At 55.8% G+C, this 22,277-nt stretch carries 13 protein-coding genes; 4 read left to right on the plus strand and 9 right to left on the minus strand.

Annotated features, from left to right (window positions below):
* Nucleotides 1-163: 163 nt before the first annotated feature.
* The 5 genes from LH22_RS00490 to gltP form a co-directional block, all read right to left on the minus strand.
* Nucleotides 164-1,708, minus strand: coding sequence for a methyl-accepting chemotaxis protein (locus LH22_RS00490; protein WP_038643596.1), 1,545 nt, complete (start codon nt 1,706-1,708; stop codon nt 164-166).
* A 371-nt stretch (nt 1,709-2,079) separates the two neighbouring features.
* Complete coding sequence (locus LH22_RS00495; RefSeq protein WP_038643597.1) at nt 2,080-8,163, minus strand: autotransporter outer membrane beta-barrel domain-containing protein; 6,084 nt, start codon at nt 8,161-8,163, stop codon at nt 2,080-2,082.
* Between the two features lie 569 nt (nt 8,164-8,732).
* Nucleotides 8,733-10,172 (minus strand): PTS N-acetylmuramic acid transporter subunit IIBC, encoded by a 1,440-nt coding sequence (murP, locus tag LH22_RS00500; RefSeq protein ID WP_038643598.1) that lies wholly within the window; start codon nt 10,170-10,172, stop codon nt 8,733-8,735.
* Nucleotides 10,172-11,083 carry an N-acetylmuramic acid 6-phosphate etherase gene (murQ, locus tag LH22_RS00505; protein WP_038643599.1) on the minus strand — a complete coding sequence of 304 codons (912 nt, stop codon included), beginning with the start codon at nt 11,081-11,083 and terminating at the stop codon, nt 10,172-10,174. The genes murP and murQ overlap by 1 nt, the downstream gene beginning before the upstream one ends.
* Before the next feature lie 188 nt (nt 11,084-11,271).
* Nucleotides 11,272-12,573 carry a glutamate/aspartate:proton symporter GltP gene (gltP, locus tag LH22_RS00510; RefSeq protein ID WP_038643600.1) on the minus strand — a complete coding sequence of 434 codons (1,302 nt, stop codon included), beginning with the start codon at nt 12,571-12,573 and terminating at the stop codon, nt 11,272-11,274.
* 581 nt (nt 12,574-13,154) lie between these two features.
* On the opposite strand from gltP, the gene acs reads away from it, so the two are divergent.
* From acs to LH22_RS00525, 3 genes are all read left to right on the plus strand, one after another.
* On the plus strand, nt 13,155-15,110 hold the full coding sequence (gene acs, locus LH22_RS00515) for an acetate--CoA ligase (RefSeq protein WP_038643602.1): 1,956 nt from the start codon (nt 13,155-13,157) through the stop codon (nt 15,108-15,110).
* A gap of 297 nt (nt 15,111-15,407) precedes the next feature.
* Entirely contained in the window at nt 15,408-15,737 is a 330-nt protein-coding gene (locus tag LH22_RS00520) for a DUF485 domain-containing protein (protein WP_038643603.1), read from the plus strand.
* Complete coding sequence (locus tag LH22_RS00525; RefSeq protein WP_034826878.1) at nt 15,734-17,386, plus strand: cation acetate symporter; 1,653 nt, start codon at nt 15,734-15,736, stop codon at nt 17,384-17,386. The genes LH22_RS00520 and LH22_RS00525 overlap by 4 nt, the downstream gene beginning before the upstream one ends.
* A gap of 83 nt (nt 17,387-17,469) precedes the next feature.
* On the opposite strand, the gene LH22_RS00530 is transcribed toward LH22_RS00525, so the two are convergent.
* The 3 genes from LH22_RS00530 to LH22_RS00540 all read right to left on the minus strand — a co-directional run bounded on the left by LH22_RS00530 (nt 17,470) and on the right by LH22_RS00540 (nt 19,249).
* Nucleotides 17,470-18,015, minus strand: a complete 546-nt coding sequence (locus LH22_RS00530; RefSeq protein WP_034826879.1) for a YfaZ family outer membrane protein — start codon at nt 18,013-18,015, stop codon at nt 17,470-17,472.
* Nucleotides 18,016-18,135: 120 nt separating this feature from the next.
* Nucleotides 18,136-18,831 (minus strand): LrgB family protein, encoded by a 696-nt coding sequence (locus tag LH22_RS00535; RefSeq protein WP_034826881.1) that lies wholly within the window; start codon nt 18,829-18,831, stop codon nt 18,136-18,138.
* On the minus strand, nt 18,824-19,249 hold the full coding sequence (locus LH22_RS00540) for a CidA/LrgA family protein (RefSeq protein WP_034826883.1): 426 nt from the start codon (nt 19,247-19,249) through the stop codon (nt 18,824-18,826). Before LH22_RS00540 ends, LH22_RS00535 begins: the two co-directional genes overlap by 8 nt.
* A gap of 104 nt (nt 19,250-19,353) precedes the next feature.
* Here LH22_RS00540 and LH22_RS00545 point away from each other — a divergent pair, with 104 nt between their 5' ends.
* Entirely contained in the window at nt 19,354-20,256 is a 903-nt protein-coding gene (locus LH22_RS00545) for a LysR family transcriptional regulator (RefSeq protein ID WP_038643605.1), read from the plus strand.
* A gap of 362 nt (nt 20,257-20,618) precedes the next feature.
* Here the strand turns inward: LH22_RS00545 and LH22_RS00550 are convergent, their stop codons facing one another.
* Nucleotides 20,619-22,268, minus strand: a complete 1,650-nt coding sequence (locus LH22_RS00550) for a Na+/H+ antiporter (RefSeq protein WP_038643606.1) — start codon at nt 22,266-22,268, stop codon at nt 20,619-20,621.
* Nucleotides 22,269-22,277 lie beyond the last annotated feature (9 nt).

Here is a 22,277-nt window from a genome sequence, read left to right on the forward strand (position 1 = left end):
AGACCTTTTAACGAAACACGCTGATCGCTTCCACCAGGCGATTAGCCTGCCGCTTCGGCGTATTCCTCACAGCGTGCGAAACCTCTTAACGAAACACGCCGATCGCTTCCAGCACGCGATTCGGCTGACGCTTCGGCGCGTTTCGCGCAGCGTGCGAGTTCCTTTAACGGAATACGCTAATCGCTTCCACCAGGCGATTCGCCTGACGCGTCATACGCCCGGACGCTTCGGCACTTTCTGCCACGCGAGCGGCATTCTGGTGCGTGATATCGTCGAGATCTTCCACTGCAGTACTCACTTCACTTAACGCGATGGACTGTTCCGCCGTGGCAGAACTGATCTGGGCAATCAATGCCGTGACGTTTTGCACCTGGTCGACAATATCCTGCATGGTGCGCCCGGCCGCATCAGCGTGATGACTACCCGACTGCACGCGACCCGCGCTGGTTTCCACCAGCGTTTTGATTTCACTGGCGGCTTTGGCGCTACGCTGCGCCAGGCTGCGCACCTCACCCGCGACCACTGCAAACCCTTTGCCCTGCTCACCAGCACGCGCCGCTTCCACCGCGGCGTTTAACGCCAGAATGTTGGTCTGGAAAGCGATACCGTCAATCACGCTGGTAATATTGGCGATGCGTTTCGAGCTGTCGGCGATATCCGCCATCATCCCCACCATCTCCTGCATCACTTCACCGCCTTTCAGCGCGGCGTGGCTGGTATTTTCTGACAGCTTATTCACTTCATTCGCCGTATCGGTGTTGCTTTTCACCGTGGCGGTCATTTCATTCATGGTGGCGGCGGTCTGCTGCACGTTGGCCGCTGCCTGCTCAGTGCGACGGCTCAATTCGTCGTTACTGCGCGCTATCGCACCGCTGGCACTGAGTACATTGATCGCCTGGCCGCTGACATCATCCACCAGCCAGCGGAACATCAGGCCGAGCTGTCCGATCGCACGCAGCGTGATCCCGATTTCATCCACACGATCTAACTGATCCACCTTATGACTGGCGCCAGTCGCGACGCTCAATGCCTGGCGGCAGATACGCTCCATTGGACGGGAAATCTGCTGCTCCAGCCACAGACTCGCCAACAGCAACAAACCGGCCATGCCAGCGGCAAAACCGCCCAGCGCCATCGGTGCGACTCCCAGCAGCCAGACGCCGATCACGGACAACGGCAGCACGGCGATCAAGGTGGATCGAATCCGCCAGCGCAGCGGCAGGGTTTTCAGCAGTGAGCCGAGACGACGCCAGCCGGTGCCGACCAGCAGCCCTTTATGGAAACGACGGCCTTTAGCACGCCCTTCACGGAAATCACGGTACAGCGCTTCGGTCTGACGGATCTCTTCGGCGGAAGGTTTGGTGCGCACCGACATGAAGCCCTGCACCTTTCCTTCGCGCACCACCGGAATCGCATTGGCTCGCACCCAATAGTGATCACCGTTCTTACGACGATTTTTCACCAGCGCAGTCCAGGGTTCGCCCTGTTTCAGGGTGGCCCACATGTCGGCAAACGCTTCCGGCGGCATATCCGGGTGACGCACCATGTTATGCGGTTGCCCATTGACCTCCTCCGGCTCGAAACCGCTGACCTCAATAAAGGCGTCGTTGGCATAGGTGATATGGCTGTTAAGGTCGGTGGTCGACATCAGCGTGGCGTCATCGTCAAAAATGAATTCACGCTGAGTGATAGGCTGGTTGTTCCGCATGTGTGTTGTCCTTGCAAGATGCAGGCTAAAGGAAAAAATCAATTACACTTTTTTACCTTTTCGGCAGCGCAAGGAGCGGTCTTTAGCGATGAGAATTAATTTTTATCCTGAATTAAAGCCACAGTGAATAATATCCCTGTTTTTTATGGCAGAAATCGATCGATAAAATTTTATTTAGAGTATATGAAATCAAGGTTTGCCGGGGCGCAAGATGAGCAAGGTGCACATCAATGTGTACCTAAGCCCATCCCACAATTGATGGCGACAAGGCTGAACACCGCATCCGCTTATTGACGCCATTTATCGCGACTTGTCCAAATACCGCAGTCCATTGACGACGGTATTTAAGGCGACTCTTGCAATGTCTTCACTTAAAACTGCCACCTTACGCCCACGTTATAGCGCCACCCTTTGGCACCGTTGCCGCTGATCTCTTTGCGATAATCCGCCTCCGCATACAGTGAAACATCTTTCTGCAACGTGGCGGTTCCGCCTGCGCCCACTTCCCACATCTGCCCAAAGTGGCCGCTGGTGAAAGTGGCGCTCAATGCAGGGTTTTCCACCGAAGAGACGTTGGTGTCCACCGTGCCGCCCCAACCTTTGTAGTAATTGGCGCGCAGGTAAGGGGTGTACTGGCGGTTGCTGTCATCCGTCCAGGTGCGATCCAGCCTTGCGCCTAAACGTCCGATGGTCTGGTTGTAGTCGCCGTAGCGCACCTTGTTACCGTCTTCATCGGTAAAGTCGTTCATGTTCAGCTTCATGTACATCAACTGCGCCTGCGGCTCCAGTTTGTAGCCATCGCCAAGATCAAATGGATAACCGCTCTCCATTGAGGCCGTCCAGCCATGACCTTTTAGCTTCGCCTCTTGTTTTTGCCGTGCGATATCGGTTTCACCACGATGCCAGTCGAACGACAGCACGCCATCCAGATAGAACCCGTTTTGACGCTGCCAGGTGCCGTAAAAGGCCAGGCTGTCGCTGTCGAAGGTGGTGCTGCTGTAGCCGTCGGCGGCATCCGGTCGAATCCGCGTATTACCGCGCGTGTAGGCTAAGCCACCGCGCAGGCTGTCTTTGTCACCGTCGAGGCGCAGAACGTTGCCACCCAGCTGCACCGCGCTGTAATCCAGATCGAAGTCGTAACCGTAATCACGGAAGCTCTGGTCACTTTTGTACTTCAGGTTGGAGCCGATGTAGCGCAGGAACATCTCGCCGCCCTCACCTTCCGGCCGTGTCTGCTCATGACGCAATTCGCCGAGACGCTTATGCAAATCGTCGATAATCGCGGAGGTGTAATACGCCAGCCCAACCGGTGCGGAGATGTAGGAGGGTACCTGCGGCACCACTGCGGGACGCGTATTGTAGGAGTGCTCAGAACCAAATGCATCGGTGATAATGGTCGATGGGCAACTGGCGCCATCTTCACACACGTAATAATTCGCCAGCCGGTAATCCCAATAATTGTCGCCACTGCCGCTAACCAAACGCTGGCTGGGATCGGTACTGCCCGGTGCGAAAGTGTAGAGGCGGTATTGCCACGGCCCCGCAGCGAGATAGCCGTCTTTCAGGGCAAAACTATCAGGGCCAGCGTTACCCGCGACCTGTGCCAGTGAAATCCCCTCGTTACCCTCAATGCCGCCATTGCGATTTAAGTCCGTTAATCCGCCGGTGCTGCTGTCGGTCAGTTTGACGTTGATCAGCGTGGTGCCGGTGGCATTACCCGTGACATTGAGATGGTCGGTGAACTGGTTGCTCAGCGCGCCACCTGCGTTAAGGTCAGTGATCAGATTAAGCTGACCGCCGCTGGAAGCCAGCGAACCATTGATATTCAAGGTGTTGCCCGGCGATCCCGCGCCGTTAGTCAGGTCGAGAATACCGGCGTTGTTCACCGTGAGTGAATTCGCCGTGCCGCCCGCTAACGTCGGATGCACATTGTTGCCCGCATACAGCGTTGAATTTTCATCGATATTAATGGTGCTGTGCGCCAGTTTGAGGTTATCCGTGAGCGTCCATTGGGTATCGGCAAAGTTGATGGTGCTCCAACCGCTGCCCAGGTTTACCCCTTTATTGAGATCGTCAGCGCCCAGGCTGCCACCACGAGAATCGATCTGATTAAACGTCAGCGTATTTCCAGTTCCGCTGCCGCTGGTGAGGTGATAGGTGGTGCCGAGATCCACTTTACTGACCTCCGCGTTATTGTTATTGTCATTGCCCATGGTCAGGCTGCCGTTAAGCGATCCGCCCGTCCAGCGGAACACATCGGACCCGCCGCCGGGGTTGATATCGCCGCGCACCTCCCCTTCGGTCAGCAGGATTTCATCATTAGCATTGCTGCCTGCCACCGCCACGGTTTGTGGATTGACGGTGATGATGTTGCCGAAGTTTTCGAAGAGGGTTTTGCCGCCGCGCAGATCCACCACCGGCGCGGTCAGACTGTTGGAGGTGAACGTCCCGGTGTTGACGATAGTGCCCGCCGTGCTGGAGATCAGTGCCGATCCGCCCGCCGGATTATCGATCGTGACATCTGCGGCGGTGGTGACATTGCCGGTGGTGTTGGCGCGAATACCTGTGCCACCCGCGCCGGTGACATTAAATTGATAGCCCGAGCCCAGCGTTAAATCGCCACGGGTAGTCGATCCATCCGCATTGGCGATGTTCAAGCCGGTGCCGCTGCCTGACACATTGGTGGTCACCGTTGAGTCAGGATCAAACGGCACTGCGGTGCGGATACCGTTGCCATTCGCCACATTAAGCGTGAGGTTGCTCAAGCTAACATTTCTGAGTTCGGCGCGGTTTTCGATGCCGTTGCCGCTCCCCAGGACATTCACTGTGGCATCGCTGGCGCTGAGCGCGCTGGCACCGTCATCGACCAGGATGCCGTGCGCACTGCCACGCGTGGTGATCACGGTATCGCTGCCGGTTAATGCCAGCTGTGCGCCGTCACTGATGCGCACGCCTGCCACACCATTATCGACATTGATCACGCCGCCTTTGGCCAGCGTGCTGCCGCTGCCAGACACATCCAACCCGGTGCCGTTCGCCACATTGACCGTGCCGTTATTGGTCAGTGTGCTGCCCGCGCGCGAGCGGATACCGATATTGTTGCTGCCGGTGAGGTCTACCGTGCCGTTGTTGACTACCGTGGCACCGTTGGTGACATCAAAGCCGATGGCATTACTGCCTGCACCACTGAGATTGGCATTGCTGGTAACGATAGTGGCTGCTGACGTGCCATCCAGCGCGTTGCTCAGATCGGTGCGCAGATTATTGACCAGCACACCGACGGCACGATTGCCGCTCAGGTTAATGCTGCTGCCGCTATCAAGTGTGGTCGCGCCGCCGCCTTCGGTACGGATCGCGGTGCTGCCCTGGCCGCTGGCGGTAAGATTGACATTCGCCGTGTTCAGCGTGCTGCCACGGCCAGAGACGATCACGCCGGTGCTGTTGGCAGCGCTGGCGGTGAGCGTCGCTGGGTTGCTGAAGCTCAGCCCTGCACCATCATCAATACGGTATCCGCTGGAATTCAGCGTATTCACGTCCAGCGCGTTGGCGGCAGAGTTGATACGTGAACCACTGCCCGCCGCGTGATAAGCAATCTGATCGCTGCTGTTGAAGTTAGGCGCCGAGCCAGCCGCGATATTCACCAATGCGCCGTTGAGTGCTTCCGCGCCTATCGCACCAGTACCGTTAAGATTCAAGTTGCCACTGTTGAGGTTAGCAATCGCCCGGTTACCGCTGGCGCTTACGCCCCTGCTGCGGTTGGTGGCACTGCCGCCGTTGACATTGATATTGCCGCTGTTGTTAGCCGTGGTATTGGCCGTGCTGCCGCTGCTGTTGAGCGCAATGCCGGTTCCGCCGTCATTAATATTGATGTTACCGCTGTTGGTGCCAGTCGCACCGCTCTCCACGCGTATGCCGGTGGCATTCGCGCCGCTGAAAGTAATGTCGCCGGTGTTATTGAGCTGGGCCCGATTGCGTGCCAGATAGCCGATCAACCCGCTTTGCGACGAATTGAGTGCCGCTGCAGAACTCAACGTGGTGCTGGCCACGGGCGCCCCGCTGTTGCTGCCCGCCAGCGTATGTTTCTGCCCATCGACAATCGCGCCAATGGCGTTATTGCCGGTGAGGTTGATAGTGGTGTCATTGTCGATGGTGCCTGTTGCGCCGCCTTCGATGTTGACGCCGGTCGCCCCCGCACCACTGACGTTCAGCGTGGCATTGCGGGTGTTCACTTCGGTACCGCCTGTGCCGCTGCCGTTTACCGCCACAGAACCCGCACCTGATGCCGTGAGCGACAGATCCGTGCCATCAAAATCTGCGCCCTGCTCAACGCGGAACAGTGTCGAATTGGAAGTCGTGACATTGAAGGGATTATTGCCCGCCACGTTGATGCGCGCATTCGGGCCATAGGCAAAGAAAGCGATTTGATTGCTGCCGTTGCTGAACGTCGGTATCGCGTTGGCATCAACTTCCACTGTGGCATTGCCGCGCGCGTGCACGCCAATCGCGCCCGTGCCGCTTAGATTCACCGGACCGTTGACGTCCGCGCTCGCCTGCCCGGAGCCCTGACCTTCCACCCACACCCCAAAGTTACGCGTGCCGCTGGCCGGATCGGCCCCCCCGGCCACGTTGATGGCCCCCGTTGAGCTGGCAGACGCGGTATTGCCATTGGTGGCAACCACCTTCACACCCGTACCGTTGACGCCGTTAAGGTTGATGGTGCCACTGTTATCGATGGTGCCGCTGCTGTTCGTCACCAGCATCCCCACGTTCTCACGCGGCACGCTCGCGGCAGCACCATTCACATCAATAGTGCCGTTATTGACCATGGTGACGCCGCTGGCTCCCGTTGCAGACATGCCTGCCGCGTTCTGCACCTTTGAGCCAATCACGATATTGCCGTTGTTGATCGCTCTGCCGTGGGCCACCAGCGCAATCCCGCTGGTGAGTCCACTTTGATTCATCGCGGTATCCGCTACGCTGTCGGTCAGACTATTTTGCGGGCCACGGCCAATATAAATTTGCCCATCGGCATTGTTGGTGAAGAGGGAGGTCGGTGCTGTCAGCAGCACACCAGAGGCGGTGCCGCGTGCGCTGGAACCATTTACGCCAACGTTGATATTGCCGCTGTTGCTGGATGTCGCCTCATCTTCCAGCCGAATCCCCGCCACGCCATACTGCGAGTTACTGCCGATGGTAGCGAGATTCACGATGCCGTTGTTGTTAAACGCGCTGCCGCTCTGCACCAGCACACCGTTGGCACCATAACCGGTGGAGCCGATGCCGGTGCCATCCTGACGATTGAGGAACCCGCCATTAATGACGCCAGTGGTGCTGGTGCTGCCACTGCTCTGGTCAGAGAGCACCAGTGCCGTGCCGTTATTGGCGAGGGTGCCGCGGCTGGCGAGCTTGCCATCAATCACCGCCTGCGCGCCGTTGGAGGCTTTAATCGCCCCGCCTGTCGAACCCACGACTTCCAGTGTGTTGCCCGCCGCGAGATTGACACGAGCGTCTGGGCCATCGGCATTGACCACGATGCGGTTGCCAATCGGCTGCGTGACCTCATCCGGCGGCGTGGCGCTGACGTCGTACACAATATTGCCATTGGTGACGGTAACCGCTTTGTTGAACTCGGTCAGGTAGTTGGCTTTATCCAGATTGCCCGTCTGCAACTGACCAATCAGCCAGTTATTGTAAGTCTGCAATTCGCTGGCGCTGGTGACGGTGAAGGTGTGTGTGACGCCATCCAGCGTTTGCACATTCACGCTGCCGTTGTAGGTCGCAAGGTTCTGCACCTGAAAGGATTGCGTGGCGCCTGCACCATCCGGTGTCGCGGCAGTGCCGAAGAAGCTGATGCGATTGTTGGAATTCCAGTTCAGCGTGCTGTTGCTGCCCACCTGAAACAGCGTGGTTTGCTTCGCTGCCATGCTCCAGCTGTTGGTGCTGGCGCTGCTGGCGGCATTCGCTTGCCCAATATTCACATCAAGCAGGCCACCGTTGGAAACATCCGCGATGCGCGTGTTGATGTATTGATCGCCGTTAACGTTGACCACGTCCGGCACGGCGGTATCGGAAGTCACTGGCGTTTGTGCCACCAGGCTGGCGGAGTTGTAGACCTGGAAGGTGGTGTTACCGCCCGTGGTCGGATCGGGTACGGTGATGGCGAAGTTCTGCGGACCGGGATCAAGACGCGTCTGATTCAGAAACTGCGCACCCGATGTAATATTCACCTGCCCCAGGCTCGAACTCACTGAACCATCCGTTCCCGGGGCAAAATCTGGATTGCCGGTTAGCGTTTCATTGCTGCCGTTGACGTTAATATTCTGCTCGCCAAAAAGGTTGTCATTCACCTGCGGTGAATAGCTTCCCAACGTAATGGCTTGCGCGCTTATTGCCGGATAAAACAGCGCTTGCGCGGCTAATATTCCGAACGCAATCGGATTTAATGTGAACTTCATACTTCCTCCAGTGGGCGTGCAGCGTCCACGCTGTTATTGCAACAGCGTTAAATTCATCGCGAGGGGATAAAGCGGCAGGAATAACACCAACCCCGATGTGCAATTCATTTCAGAGAACCACTGTGTGAAGAAAGTCTGGTGCAGCGAATAAAGAGTTAATTCTGTTTTTATAGATTAATTGGTTTTAGGTATAGACTTTTCTGCCATCGGACGCAAAAGGTAATTCGGGATAACCCGTTGTCATCATGGCGAAATATTTGTGAGGCGGGAAATACTTTGGGCGATAATTGAGTCCAGAAGTCTACAATCATTAGCTTGCTATCTTATTAATAATTTCTTTATTTTTCCTTAGCAGTTTACTTACGAATGGCACGGCATTATTGGCAGCATTAGCACCAGGCTAAGCGATACGGTGAAATGCAAAAAACGTGACAAAGATCACATTTTCGAGCGCACGATATCGAGGGGGACACCGGCTTTTCCCCACTGCTGCGGGCGATATCAGACTCACTTTCCGGTCCACCGCAGCGACACAATACGTTGCGCCACTACGGTGAACAGCGACGATGTCAGCTTAAATCGACGCCTTTGGTCCCGCCCCACCAGGTGAAGGCAAATCCGCCGACCCACGCGACAATTAACCCCGCGAGATAGACTGCCATACCGGCAAAGATCCCCTGTGAAGAGGTCATCAGCGGCAGCGTAACCAATCCGGAAGGCCCAAACACCGTATTCATCCCCACCGGCAGACCGAGCCAGGCCACCAAGCCAATGAAGAATCCACCCAACGCACCGCCACAACAGGCAGTAATAAATGGCTTCAGGCGCGGCAGCGTAACGCCATAAATTAAAGGTTCGCCCACGCCCAACAGGCCCGGCACGATTGCGCCTTTGATTTGCGTACGCAGCAGAGAATGCTTTTCGGCCTTGCACCACAGCGCCAATGACGCGCCCACCTGGCCTGCGCCCGCCATCGCCAGAATCGGGAATAGCGAGTTGAATCCCTGAGTTTCCATCAACGCGAAATAGACCGGGATAAAGCCCTGATGAATCCCGAACATCACCGCAATCAAAAACAGACCGGCCAAAATAGCGCAGCCAAAGGGATTGTTATTGAGATGAATAAACAACCACGACATGCCTTTAAATAACTCACCGCCAATCGGCATAATCACCATAAAGGTAATGGCACCGGTAATTAATAACGTGAGTAACGATGTCAAAATCATGTCGAGATTATCGGGGATAATTTTACGCAGTTGTTTCTCAATCCACGCACCGAATATCGCCGCCAATAATACGCCGATAATATTGCCGCGCGGGTCAATCGCCATGCCAAAGAAATCTGACATTCCGCTGTAATAACCCACCGTGGCTTTTGGCATATAACCCAGCACAAACAGCGAGGCGATAATGGCACCGTTCACTCCAGTGCCACCAAAGGCTTTCTGCGCGTTATAGCCAATCAGGATACTGAGGAAGGTAAACAGCCCCTTGCCGAACACTTTCATGTAGGCCACGGTATCCAGCAGCCACTGCGCATGTTCGCCGGGCTGGTTGAGGTGGAAAATCTGCTCAATCAGCGTGGCAAATCCCAGCAGCAAACCGGCACCGATAAAACCGGGGATCAAGGGTGTGAAGATGGTGGCAAAACAGGAAAGAAAACGGTGCAGTGCGCTGGTTTGCTTCGCTTTCATCTGCTGCTTTTGAGCGGCGGCAAGGGTGCTGAGATCCTGCGGCTTTTCCGTTTCATCGTTATTCAGTAATCCCTGCATTTTCTCTGCGGCAGTTTGCGCTTTGCCGGGACCAAGAACGATTTGCAGTTGCGCATCGCTGTCGATCACCCCCAGTACGCCGGGCAGCGTTTTCAACCTTGCGTGATCCACCAGAGCGGCATCCGCGAGCGTGAGGCGCAGGCGCGTCATGCAGTTACCGCACTGCACGATGTTATGCGCGCCTCCTACCGCTTGCAGGATATCGCGCAGCAGTCCTTCGGTGATGGCGGCCATTATTGCGCTCCTGCGTCACGCAATGCGTTACGGATAAAGCCGCTGTTTTGCTTCAGCAGCGCTTTGGCTTCGTTGGCATCCAATCCTGCCAGCACCATCACAATGGCGGTTTTGCAGTGCCCATGACACGCGTTCAGCGCCTGCTGCGCGGTGGCTTCGTCGCAGTCAGTGGCCTGTTTCACGATATTGATTTGGCGCTGCACCAGCTTTTGGTTGGTGGCTTCAACATCGACCATCAGGTTGCCATACACCTTGCCACTGCGGATCATGGCACCAGTGGTCAGCATATTGAGCACCAGCTTTTGCGCTGTACCCGCTTTCATGCGCGAGGAACCGGTGACGACTTCTGGCCCCACCACCGGGGTGAGCGCCACATCGGCGGCTTGCGACATGGGGCTGTTGGGATTGCAAGTTAATGCCGCGCTGAAAGCACCCTGCTGTTTCGCATAGGCTAACGCGCCCAATACATAGGGCGTACGGCCACTGGCAGCAATCCCCACCAGTACATCATTAGCGTTGAAATCGATGTCCTTTAAATCCTGTGCGCCCTGTTCGACGTTATCTTCCGCGTTCTCCACCGCCTGCAAAATCGCGGTGTGGCCGCCAGCAATTAAACCGACGACCTGCGAGCGCGGCGTGCCGAAAGTTGGCGGACACTCACTGGCATCGAGAATACCGAGACGGCCCGACGTGCCCGCTCCGCAATAAATGAGGCGTCCGCCTTTGCTGAAGGCTGCGGTAATCGCATCCACCACCTGTGCGATCTGCGGCACAATTGCCTCCACCGCCAGCGCCACTTTTTTGTCTTCATCATTGATGACGCGCAGCATCGCTTCGGTGGATAGCTCGTCAATGTTTTGGCTCGCCGGGTTACGGCCTTCGGTGATCATCTGGCTGAGGTCAATCTGCATCACGCACTCCTGTGAAAGAATAATTTATTCAAAAAACTATAACCCATTTTGAATTGTTAATTCCTGCCTGGCGGTCAAGTTTTTGGACTTTTTACTGAAGCAGACGAAAAAAACCCGCCGGATGGCGGGTTTAAGAAATTGAACGATGTCTGAGGTTCCGAAGTCGCCATTAAAGCGACCGTTATGCCTTAACTGGCTTTCTGCGTGCGCAGTTCCAGCTCGTAGGCTTCGGCTTGTTGGGTGTCGAACTGGTTTTCCCAGCGAGCAATGACCAGCACTGCCAGCGCATTACCGATCACGTTCAATGCGGTACGCGCCATATCCATGATGCGGTCCACACCGGCGATAAACGCCAGACCTTCCAATGGAATACCCACGCTGCCCAGCGTTGCCAGCAGCACCACGAAGGACACGCCCGGTACGCCAGCAATCCCTTTCGAGGTCACCATCAGCGTCAACACCAGAATGATTTCATCGGTCAGCGACAGATCGATTCCATAGAGCTGTGCGATAAAGATCGCCGCGATGCTCTGATACAGCGTTGAACCATCGAGATTGAATGAGTAACCGGTCGGCACCACGAAGCTGGTGATGGCTTTCGGCGCACCGTAGGCTTCCATCTTCTGCATAATGCGTGGCAGCACGGTTTCTGAACTGGAAGTGGAATAGGCCAGAATCAGCTCATCTTTCAGGATGCGCATCAGCGTGGTAATACGCAGTTTACACATGCGCGCGACCGTTCCCAGCACCACGAAGGCAAAGAACAGAATCGCCACGTACACCAGCAGCACCAGCTTGGCCAGCGGATAAAGCGAGGCAAAACCAAAGTTAGCGATAGTGACCGCAATCAGCGCGAACACGCCGACTGGCGCATAACGCATGATCATGTGCGTCACTTTAAACATGGTTTCAGACACGGAACGGAACACGGTCACCAGCGGATCACGATGTTCTGAAGGCAGCGCTGACAAGCCCATACCAAACAGCACCGAGAAGAAGATGATTGGCAGCATATCGCCCTTCACCAGCGAAGCGAAAATGTTCTGCGGGATCAGCGACAGAATGGTGGTCACCAGACCGTGAGGGGCACCCTGCACCGCTTCCGTAGTGGCTTCGTATTTAGAGATGTCCACCGTTACCAGCGTCGACATATCAATGCCACTACCGGGCTGGAATACGTTGGCCAGCGTAATGCCGACCACAATGGCAATGGTGGTGATCACTTCAAAATAGACGATGGTTTTGACACCAATACGTCCCAGCTTTTTCGCATCGCCGACGCCAGCAATGCCGACGATCAGAGATGAAATCACAATCGGCACCACAATCATCTTGATCAGATGAATAAAGATGTCGCCTGCAGGGGTAAGAATGTTAGTGATTAACCATTCACGATCGTCTGGCTGATTATGCAGCACGGTCCCGACGACAACGCCGAGAATCAGGGCAATTAAAATTTGCCAGGCAAGGGTGAGCTTAAAACCTTTCATAACGCGTTATTTTCCTCAGTAAAAACCCCTTTGCTCCGCTGCGAAGGTGCAGGAGACATGACACACAGGGAAGTGAGCAAAAGCCCGATAAAATAGAGGGTTATAGTGGACTGCATCAAACACGACTGCGTAAGCATTTTGCGCCTGCGCGATGATGTAGCCTGAGTAGATACCTGCTGAACAGGGCCGAGATAAGTACCATTTTCACTACGGTAATTGCAAGCCCTGGGGGGTTAGCTTAAATCCTGCGCAGGTTAGTAGCATAAAATGCTGACATTTACGTTTAGTCATAACTCGCTGTTATGAAAAGTGTTAATTCGATAATTTTCCGCATAGCTATTCAATATCGGGCAAAAAACCGCCTGGCGCGTTTGCTGATTATTTAACCAGCGACAACGTCTGATTCCGCGAAAAACCTCAGATTGGGTCTCATTGGTTTCGGTGATGAACAGTATGAATTCGGGCGCTTTTCAGGCATACAAAAGGTCGTGATCCAGACTACAAAACAGAAACAAAGCCCAGTCACGCACTTCAATTAACCTTTGATTGACATATGATTAACATCTTCAAGGAGGTCAGCCATGAGCCAAATACATAAGCATCCTGTACCCGCTGCCGTCGCAGCGAATGCCCTGATTAATGCCGACCAGTATGCGGCGCTGTATCAACAATCGGTTGACGATCCCGACGCCTTTTGGGGTGAGCAAGGTAAAATCCTCGACTGGATCAAGCCTTACAGCAAGGTGAAAAACACCTCCTTTGCCCCCGGCAATATTTCGATTCGCTGGTATGAAGACGGTGCGCTGAATCTCGCCGCCAACTGCCTTGACCGTCATTTGCAGACGCGGGGCAATCACCCGGCGATTATCTGGGAAGGCGATGACGCCAGCGAAAGTAAAACCATTACGTTCCGTGAACTGCATAGCGACGTGTGCCGCTTTGCCAACGTGCTGCTGAGCCTCGGCGTGAAGAAAGGCGATGTCGTCGCCATCTATATGCCGATGGTGCCGGAAGCAGCCGTGGCGATGCTGGCCTGTGCGCGTATTGGCGCAGTGCACTCCGTCATTTTCGGCGGTTTCTCACCGGAAGCGGTGGCCGGTCGCGTCGTGGATTCCAACGCTAAACTGGTGATCACCGCAGATGAAGGGGTGCGCGCCGGACGCAGCATTCCGCTGAAGAAAAACGTCGATGATGCACTGAATAACCCGAGCGTCACCAGCGTGAAAAACGTGGTGGTGTTCAAGCGCACCGGTAAAGATACCGGCTGGCGCGAAGGCCGCGATCTTTGGTGGCACGAGTTGGTAGCAAAGGCCAGCGATCAGCACGAACCGGTCGCGGTTGAAGCCGAGCATCCACTGTTTATCCTTTATACCTCCGGCTCCACCGGCAAACCAAAAGGCGTGCTGCACACCACCGGCGGTTATCTGGTGTATGCCGCCAGCACCTTCAAATATGTCTTTGATTACCATCCGGATGATGTCTACTGGTGCACCGCCGATGTGGGCTGGATCACCGGACACAGCTATCTGATTTACGGCCCACTGGCCTGCGGCGCCACCACCCTGATGTTCGAAGGCGTGCCGAACTGGCCGAAGCCGAGCCGAATGGCAGAAGTGGTCGATAAGCATAAGGTGACGCTGTTGTATACCGCGCCAACCGCCATCCGCGCCCTGATGGCCGAAGGCGACAAGGCCATTGAAGGTACCAGCCGCAGCAGCCTGCGCATCATGGGATCGGTCGGCGAGCCAATCAACCCGGAAGCCTGGGAGTGGTATTACAAAAAGATTGGCGACAGCCGCTGCCCGATTGTGGATACCTGGTGGCAGACCGAAACCGGGGGGTTCATGATTACGCCGCTGCCAGGCGCGATTGAGCTAAAAGCCGGATCGGCGACCAAGCCGTTCTTTGGCGTGCAGCCCGCATTGGTGGATAACGAAGGCAATGCGCTGGAAGGGGCGACCGAAGGCAACCTGGTGATCAACGATTCGTGGCCAGGCCAGGCGCGTACGCTGTTCGGCGATCATGACCGCTTCGAGCAAACCTACTTCTCCACCTTCAAAAACCGCTATTTCAGCGGTGACGGCGCACGCCGTGATGAAGATGGCTACTACTGGATTACCGGCCGCGTCGATGACGTATTGAACGTCTCGGGCCATCGCCTCGGCACCGCAGAGATTGAATCGGCGCTGGTGTCGCATCCGAAGATTGCGGAAGCGGCCGTTGTGGGGATTCCTCACAGCATTAAAGGCCAGGCAATCTATGCTTATATCACGCTGAACCACGGCGAAGAGCCATCGCCAGAGTTGTATACCGAAGTGCGCAACTGGGTACGTAAAGAGATCGGCCCGATTGCCACGCCGGATGTGCTGCACTGGACCGACTCGCTGCCAAAAACCCGCTCCGGCAAGATTATGCGTCGTATTCTGCGTAAAATCGCGGCGGGCGATACCAGTAATCTCGGCGATACCTCTACCCTGGCCGATCCGGGCGTGGTAGAGAAATTGCTGGAGGAGAAGCAGTCCATCACCATGCCGTAATCGGCATCGACGCGACGGAGAGTGTCAGCCTGTTCACGGCAGGCTATTCTCCGTCACCCCCACCTTACGCCGTACGCTTTTCACCATCGCATAACCTATACCCAAAATAATTTGAGCTGCAGGAAGGCGGCAAGAATGAGAATTCCAGGAGCTTACTGAAGTAAGTGACTGGGATGAACATACGCGGCCAACGCACCTGCTCCTCGAAAGATGAAGGGTATATATAACTAGAATATTCAGCAGTTTAAATCATTTAATCGTGAGATATCTGCCTGCCTTTCCTCTGGAGAAACTGTGATGAACGAAGCCCTAAATCAACAGGAAGCAGTCTGGCAACAAATCGAGAGTAACCCGCGTTTTCAGGAACTGGTGCACAAGCGCCAGGTCTTTGCGCTATTGCTCAGTATCATCATGCTGGTGTTGTACGTCGGCTTTATCTTGCTGATTGCCTTTGCCCCTGGCTGGCTCGGTACGCCGCTGCATGAAGGCACCAATGTCACACGCGGCATACCCATCGGCGTTGGCCTCATTGTGGTGTCGTTTCTGCTCACTGGCGTCTATGTCTGGCGCGCTAACGGCGAGTTTGATCGCCTGACCAAACAGATCCTGAGCGAGGTGAAATCATGAAGCGCCTGTTCTCAGCCTTGTTAGCGGTAGTGCCCGCCAGCGTGTTTGCCGCCGACGCCATTACCGGCGCGGTGCAAAAACAGGCCACCAACTACGAAGCCATCATTATGTTTGTGGTGTTTGTGGCGGCGACGCTCGGCATCACCTATTGGGCCTCCAAACGCACCCGTTCACGTAGCGATTACTACACGGCGGGCGGCAATATTACCGGCTTCCAGAACGGTCTGGCGATGGCGGGTGACTTTATGTCTGCGGCCTCGTTCCTCGGTATCTCGGCGCTGGTTTACACCTCGGGCTACGATGGGTTGATCTACTCGCTCGGCTTCCTGGTGGGCTGGCCGATGATTCTGTTCCTCATTGCGGAGCGCTTACGTAACCTCGGGCGCTATACCTTTGCCGATGTGGCGTCATATCGCCTGCAGCAAAAACCGATTCGTACCCTGTCGGCCTGTGGCTCGCTTGTCGTTGTGGCGCTGTATTTGATTGCGCAAATGGTGGGTGCGGGCAAACTCATCCAGCTACTGTTTGGCCTCGATTATCATATCGCCGTGGTACTGGTGGGGATTTTGATGGTGATGTATGTGCTGTTTGGCGGCATGTTAGCCACCACATGGGTACAGATCATCAAAGCCGTGCTGCTGCTGTTTGGGGCCAGCTTTATGGCAATTATGGTCATGAAAGCCACCGGCTTCAGCTTCAACACGCTGTTTACCGAAGCGATGGCAGTCCATCCGAAAGGTGCTGCGATCATGCAACCGGGCGGTCTGGTGAAAGATCCGATATCGGCACTGTCTCTTGGCCTTGGATTGATGTTCGGCACCGCTGGCTTACCGCATATTCTGATGCGCTTCTTTACCGTGGCGGATGCACGTGAAGCGCGTAAGAGCGTGTTCTGGGCCACCGGCTTTATGGGCTATTTCTACTTCCTCACCTTTATCATTGGTTTTGGCGCGATTCTGCTGGTCGGCGCAAATCCAGCCTTCAAAGATGCTTCTGGCGCTCTGATTGGTGGCACCAATATGGCGGCGGTGCATCTGGCGAATGCGGTCGGCGGCAGTCTGTTCCTTGGCTTTATCTCGGCGGTCGCTTTCGCCACCATTCTGGCGGTGGTTGCCGGGCTGACGCTGGCCGGGGCTTCTGCGGTATCACATGACCTGTATGCCAGCGTGATCCGTAAAGGTCAGGCGACCGAACGTGATGAGCTGCGCGTCTCGAAAATTACCGTACTGATTCTGGGTGTGGTGGCGATTGTGCTGGGTATCGCGTTTGAGAAACAGAACATCGCCTTTATGGTCGGTCTGGCGTTCTCGATTGCGGCCAGCTGTAACTTCCCGATTATTTTGCTCTCAATGTACTGGTCGAAGCTGACCACGCGCGGCGCGATGATTGGCGGCTGGCTGGGATTGATTACGGCGGTAGTGTTGATGATCCTCGGGCCGACTATCTGGGTGCAGGTGTTGGGGCATGCCACGCCGGTCTATCCGTATGAGTATCCGGCGCTGTTCTCAATGGCGGCGGCGTTTATCGGTACCTGGCTGTTCTCGATTACCGATCACTCCAGACAGGGTGCTGAAGAGCGGGCTAAATTCCGCGGTCAGTTTATTCGTTCACAAACTGGCGTAGGGATTTCGCAGGGTAAAGCGCACTAAACAAAAAATGCCGCCCAAATGGGCGGCATTCCTTACACGTAATAATGAATCCGCTGCGCCATCAGGTGCATCGGATGTCATCATCAGAAACGCAGTGACGCACCCACATACGGGCCATCGACCAGCACGTTGTCTTTGCGGTCGCCTTTGTTGTTCAGCTCGATGTACTGATAACCCACACGCAGGTTGAGCAGTGAGATCGGCGTGAAGCTCAGGCCACCAGACGCTTCTTTATAGCTGTCCAGACGATCGGAGAACGCTTCTGGCGCATAGTAGTATTCGCCGTACAGGCCCCACATGCTGTTGAAGTTATATTGCGCACCAGCACCAACGGCCACAGTGAAGCCATCACGACCATCTTCTGGGTGGGTAAACAGCGCTTTGGCGGTAGGGGCAATGCGGAAGTCGCCAAAATCGATGTTGTAGCCCGCGCCCAGACCGTAGGTGCTGCCATCGTGATCGCTACGCAGCCAGTTGCCTTTCAGGAACAGGCCAGGAGAGGTGGTGCCGAGGCCAAGGTTCAGGTTGGTGCTATGCTCACCCACGTCAACACTGCCCTCAATCGCCTGCGCGCCGCTGCTCAGCAGTGCCAGACCCAATACGCTTCCAGTAACAAGTTGCTTAAACATATGATTCCACTCCATGAAGGACAAATAAGTCGGCGCAAAGGGTAACAGCCTGGCAGCAGGAGACAACTTTATTTGGAAACCTTTACGTAAAAATCGATGACAGTGCGCAAAAAGCGACCATCAGGCCGCCCACAATAAGTGGCTCAATAGGGGTGCTAAAATCACCGTCACCACGCCTGACAGCATCATCACCAGGCTCGATACCACGCCCTCTTGCTGACCTAATTGATAAGCGCGAGCCGTGCCCGCACCGTGTGAAGCGGCACCAAAACCCGCGCCTTTTGCCACGCCCTGCTTGATGGCAATCCGCAGAAACAGCACATCGCCCACCGCCATGCCAAACACCCCGGTGATCACCACAAACAGCGCCACCAAATCCGGCTGACCGCCAATCGGCAGCGCGGCTGCGAGGGCAAACGGCGTGGTAATCGAACGCACTGCGAGGCTGCGCTGGATGGTTTCCGGCAGCATCAGCAGTCGCGCCAGCCATACCGAACTGCACACCGCCACCAGCGTGGCGGTTAACACGCCGACACTCAACGACAGCCAGTGACGCTTAATGATCTCCAGGTTTTCATACACCGGCACAGCAAACGCCAGCGTTGCCGGGCCCAGCAGCCAGATCAGCCAATGACTCTCGGCAATGTAATCTTTCCAACTGACGTGCGTCAGTAATAGCAGCGCCACCAGCACCACCGGCGTCATCACCAGCGGCATCAGCAACAGTGTTTGTTTGCGACGATAAAGGCGTTTATTGACGTAATAGACCAGCAGCGTGAGAGCCAGACACAGCAGACTAATGATGAAATCAGCCATGATGTGCCTGCTTACGCGCCGCACGCGCCAGTTCGAAGCGGTACAGACGATCCACCACCAGCGAGGTCGCCGCCAGCACTAACAAAGTACTGACCGCAATCACCACACAGATACGCCAGCCTTCACTGCGCAGCAAATCGCTATAATTGACCACCGCCACCACCGCAGGAATAAAGAACAGCAGCATTTCTGCCAGCAGCCAGTTGGCACCGGCTTTCACCCAACGCAGCGGCACCACGCGCGTCATGATCAATAGCAACAGCAGCACCATTCCCACCACATTGGCGGGCAGCGGCAAATGCAGCCAGCTCACCAGTTTGTCGCTGGCCATAAACAGGCCGATATACAGCACCAACTGCAATGGCACAAAAACACGTTGCAGGATGTCCGTTCTGCGCGGACTCAATGCAAGCGCCATTTTCTTTCTCCCCAGAATTAAACGTTGGGCTTAGTATAAATCCGCGTCAAACTGTGAAAGAAATGAATTAAAATTATTCAAACTATGCCAAAAAGGAATACTTTATGGACGTCCGCGCCCTACGCTATTTCACCGAGGTGGTACGCCAGCAAAGTTTCACCCGTGCCGCTGAGAAGCTGTTTGTCACGCAGCCTACCATCAGCAAAATGCTGCGCCAGTTAGAGGAAGAACTCGGCTGCACGCTGCTGCTGCGTGAGGGACGCAAGCTGCATCTCACCGACAGCGGTCAGGCGGTGTATCAGCGCGGGCTGGCGATTCTGCAGGAGTTTCATCAACTGGAAGCGCAGATTGGCGATATCAATGAATTGAAAACCGGTGAACTGCGGCTGGGCATCCCGCCGATGGTCGGGATGCAGATCGCCGGTTCGATCTCCGCGTTTCGCCGCCGCTATCCGGGTGTGCAATTGAAGATTGTCGAATCCGGCGGCTTAACCGTGCAGCAGGCCGTGCTGAACGGCGGACTGGATATTGCGCTCACCGCGCTGCCTGTTGATGCCGATTTGCCGCTAAATACACTGGAACTGATGCGTCATCCTTTGTGCGTGCTGCTGCCGCGCAGCGCGCAGTGGCTCAATCGCAGCAGCCTGGGTCTCAAGGAACTGGCGGCTCATCCACTGCTGATCCTGAATGAAGAGTTCTCGCTTAATCGTCAGTTGATGAAAGCATTTCAGCGTCAGGGGCTGACGCCGGAGATTGCGGTGCGCAGCGCGCAGTGGGATTTCCTGGCAGCAATGGTACAAGCCGAAATGGGACTGGCAATTTTACCCGAGCCGATTTGCCAGCGGCTGGATAAGCAATCGCTGCTGTGGCTGCCTCTGGAATCTGAGTTGCAGTGGAGCCTGGGCTTGATCTGGCGTGAAGGCAGCTATCTGTCGCGCAGTGCGCAGGCGTGGATCGAATGCTGCCGCCAACATTGGCCTGATGCGCCGCCACGTTTATCGGTGTAGCAATCCCGGAGCACATTAAAATTCCCCATAGAGGCGCAATGATTGTCAGCAAAGCTGACGGATGAGAACGCAGTCTGGTGTCGTTCAGGGGCTGGCTGCTCTGAAGCTTCAGTGCGTGTTGTTAACAAGTGCAGGATAGTGGAGGCCAGGGCGCCTCTGCTGCTGGAAGGGCTATCCGCAGCGCTGAGGTTTTTACGTTGGGCCAGGGGCCTGGCGCAGGGATGCGACTGGCAGTTCGGGTTGGCCTGGATGGCCTTACCCGAACGGTCCGTTGGCACGACGTGGAAGCCGAAGGCACCGCGTCAGCGGCGCGAGGAAGGCCCGGCAGCAGCAACGGTGCTCAGGCCCGCACGCCGCCTGCGTTACTCCTCTTTCTCGATCAGCAACGCTTCCAGCAAATCGAGATCGCGCAGCAGTTTCTGCATTGTCTCATTCGAAATCTCTTGAGTAGCACGCAGATGGTAAACCTCGGCACGTTCAGCTCGCAGCGCAGTCAGGCGGAAGCGACGCTCCAGGTTTTCGGCAAACAACGCCTGATCAACCTCGTCTTTACCCACCACGCGACGGCGCAGATTGCCGATCACGCGTAAGCTCACCTCTTTCAACAATTCCGGATCGATATTCTCTTCGGTATCGTTTTCCAGTCGCTGCTCCATCTTGTGCAAGCTCTCGATCGCCACATTGGCCATCGCCGCACGCGCATGCTGCACTTCCCGCCGGTGCCCGGACTTGTCATGGCTTTCCATACCGCGCAGCAGTATCGGCAACAGAATCACCCCGACAAATAGCGAGAACAGAATCACGCCGGTGGCGATAAACACCAGTTCATAACGCGCCGGGAACGGTTCGCCATTGCTGAGGAACAGCGGAATCGACAGCACACCGGCCAGCGTAATTGCACCGCGCACACCGGCAAAGGAAGCGATGAGCAACTCACGGAAAGAGTAGTTGGAGAACTCCAGCGGTTTCTTTTTCAGAAAGCGCAGGCTGGCACGTTGCATCATCCACAGCCAGCCAAAGCGCACAATCATCAAGGCGACATACACCAGCGCAACATCGGTGAACAACATCCACAGCTCAACGTTAGGATCGGCATTGGCCTGCGCGACGGAGGTTTCCAGAATGTCCGGCAGTTGCAGGCCCAGCATCAGGAACACCATGCCGTTAAAGACGAACTCCAGCATCTGCCACACGCTATTCGCACGTAAACGCATCGCCAGCGGTGCCTGACGGATAATGCCAGAGCGCGTGATGGTCATACCCGCCGCAACTGCCGCGAGGATACCTGACACGCCCAGATGCTCAGCAATCAGATAAGAGGCGAAAGGCAGCAGCAGCAACAGCACAGTTTGCGTCGCCGGATCGTCACCGCTCCAGCGGCTCAGCAGACGCAACGAGCGGCCATACAGCCAGCATACCGCCACGCCAGCGACCAGACCGCCGACCGCCACTTTGAGGAACTCCACGCTGGCACCACCCCAGGTAAACACCATGGTGCCCATCGCCACCGCGACCGCAAACTTCAATGAAACCAGGCCAGATGCGTCGTTCATCAGGGCTTCACCCTGCACAATCGACATGATCTTTTTCGGGATACGCCCTTCCCCGACGATGCCGGAAAGCGCCACGGCATCGGTAGGTGACAGCACCGCAGCGAGCGCGAAGGCAGGGATCAGTGGAATACCCGGCACCAGCCAGTAAATCAGATAACCAATTCCGACCACGGTAATCAGCACCAGCACCAGCGCCAGGCCCATGATCTCGCGTCCGTGGTGCAAGAATTCGTTAATCGGCGTTTTCCAGCCATCGGCAAACAGCAGCGGCGGAATGAACAGCACGAGGAACAGTTCGGGGTCAAAATCGACATGCAAGCCAAAGCTCGGCACGGCCAGCAATGCACCAGCGGCAATCTGCACCAACGGCAGGGGAATTTGGAACGGCAATATGCGCGCTGCCACGCCGGAGAGTGATACCACCAGCGTCATAATGAGAATGGTAAAGAAGATTTCCATGCTTTCCTT

Origin of the sequence: Pantoea rwandensis (assembly GCF_000759475.1) — a bacterium.
GTDB classification, from domain to species: domain Bacteria; phylum Pseudomonadota; class Gammaproteobacteria; order Enterobacterales; family Enterobacteriaceae; genus Pantoea; species Pantoea rwandensis_B.

What these genes read in the sequence shown, in the direction of transcription:
- LH22_RS00540 (WP_034826883.1), bottom strand. Translation starts at nt 19,249, where the DNA reads ATGGCGCTTGCATTGAGTCCGCGCAGAACGGACATCCTGCAACGTGTT.
- murQ (WP_038643599.1), bottom strand. Translation starts at nt 11,083, where the DNA reads ATGCAGATTGACCTCAGCCAGATGATCACCGAAGGCCGTAACCCGGCG.
- LH22_RS00545 (WP_038643605.1), top strand. Translation starts at nt 19,354, where the DNA reads ATGGACGTCCGCGCCCTACGCTATTTCACCGAGGTGGTACGCCAGCAA.
- LH22_RS00550 (WP_038643606.1), bottom strand. Translation starts at nt 22,268, where the DNA reads ATGGAAATCTTCTTTACCATTCTCATTATGACGCTGGTGGTATCACTC.
- gltP (WP_038643600.1), bottom strand. Translation starts at nt 12,573, where the DNA reads ATGAAAGGTTTTAAGCTCACCCTTGCCTGGCAAATTTTAATTGCCCTG.
- LH22_RS00535 (WP_034826881.1), bottom strand. Translation starts at nt 18,831, where the DNA reads ATGGCTGATTTCATCATTAGTCTGCTGTGTCTGGCTCTCACGCTGCTG.
- murP (WP_038643598.1), bottom strand. Translation starts at nt 10,172, where the DNA reads ATGGCCGCCATCACCGAAGGACTGCTGCGCGATATCCTGCAAGCGGTA.
- LH22_RS00490 (WP_038643596.1), bottom strand. Translation starts at nt 1,708, where the DNA reads ATGCGGAACAACCAGCCTATCACTCAGCGTGAATTCATTTTTGACGAT.
- LH22_RS00520 (WP_038643603.1), top strand. Translation starts at nt 15,408, where the DNA reads ATGAACGAAGCCCTAAATCAACAGGAAGCAGTCTGGCAACAAATCGAG.
- LH22_RS00530 (WP_034826879.1), bottom strand. Translation starts at nt 18,015, where the DNA reads ATGTTTAAGCAACTTGTTACTGGAAGCGTATTGGGTCTGGCACTGCTG.
- LH22_RS00495 (WP_038643597.1), bottom strand. Translation starts at nt 8,163, where the DNA reads ATGAAGTTCACATTAAATCCGATTGCGTTCGGAATATTAGCCGCGCAA.
- LH22_RS00525 (WP_034826878.1), top strand. Translation starts at nt 15,734, where the DNA reads ATGAAGCGCCTGTTCTCAGCCTTGTTAGCGGTAGTGCCCGCCAGCGTG.
- acs (WP_038643602.1), top strand. Translation starts at nt 13,155, where the DNA reads ATGAGCCAAATACATAAGCATCCTGTACCCGCTGCCGTCGCAGCGAAT.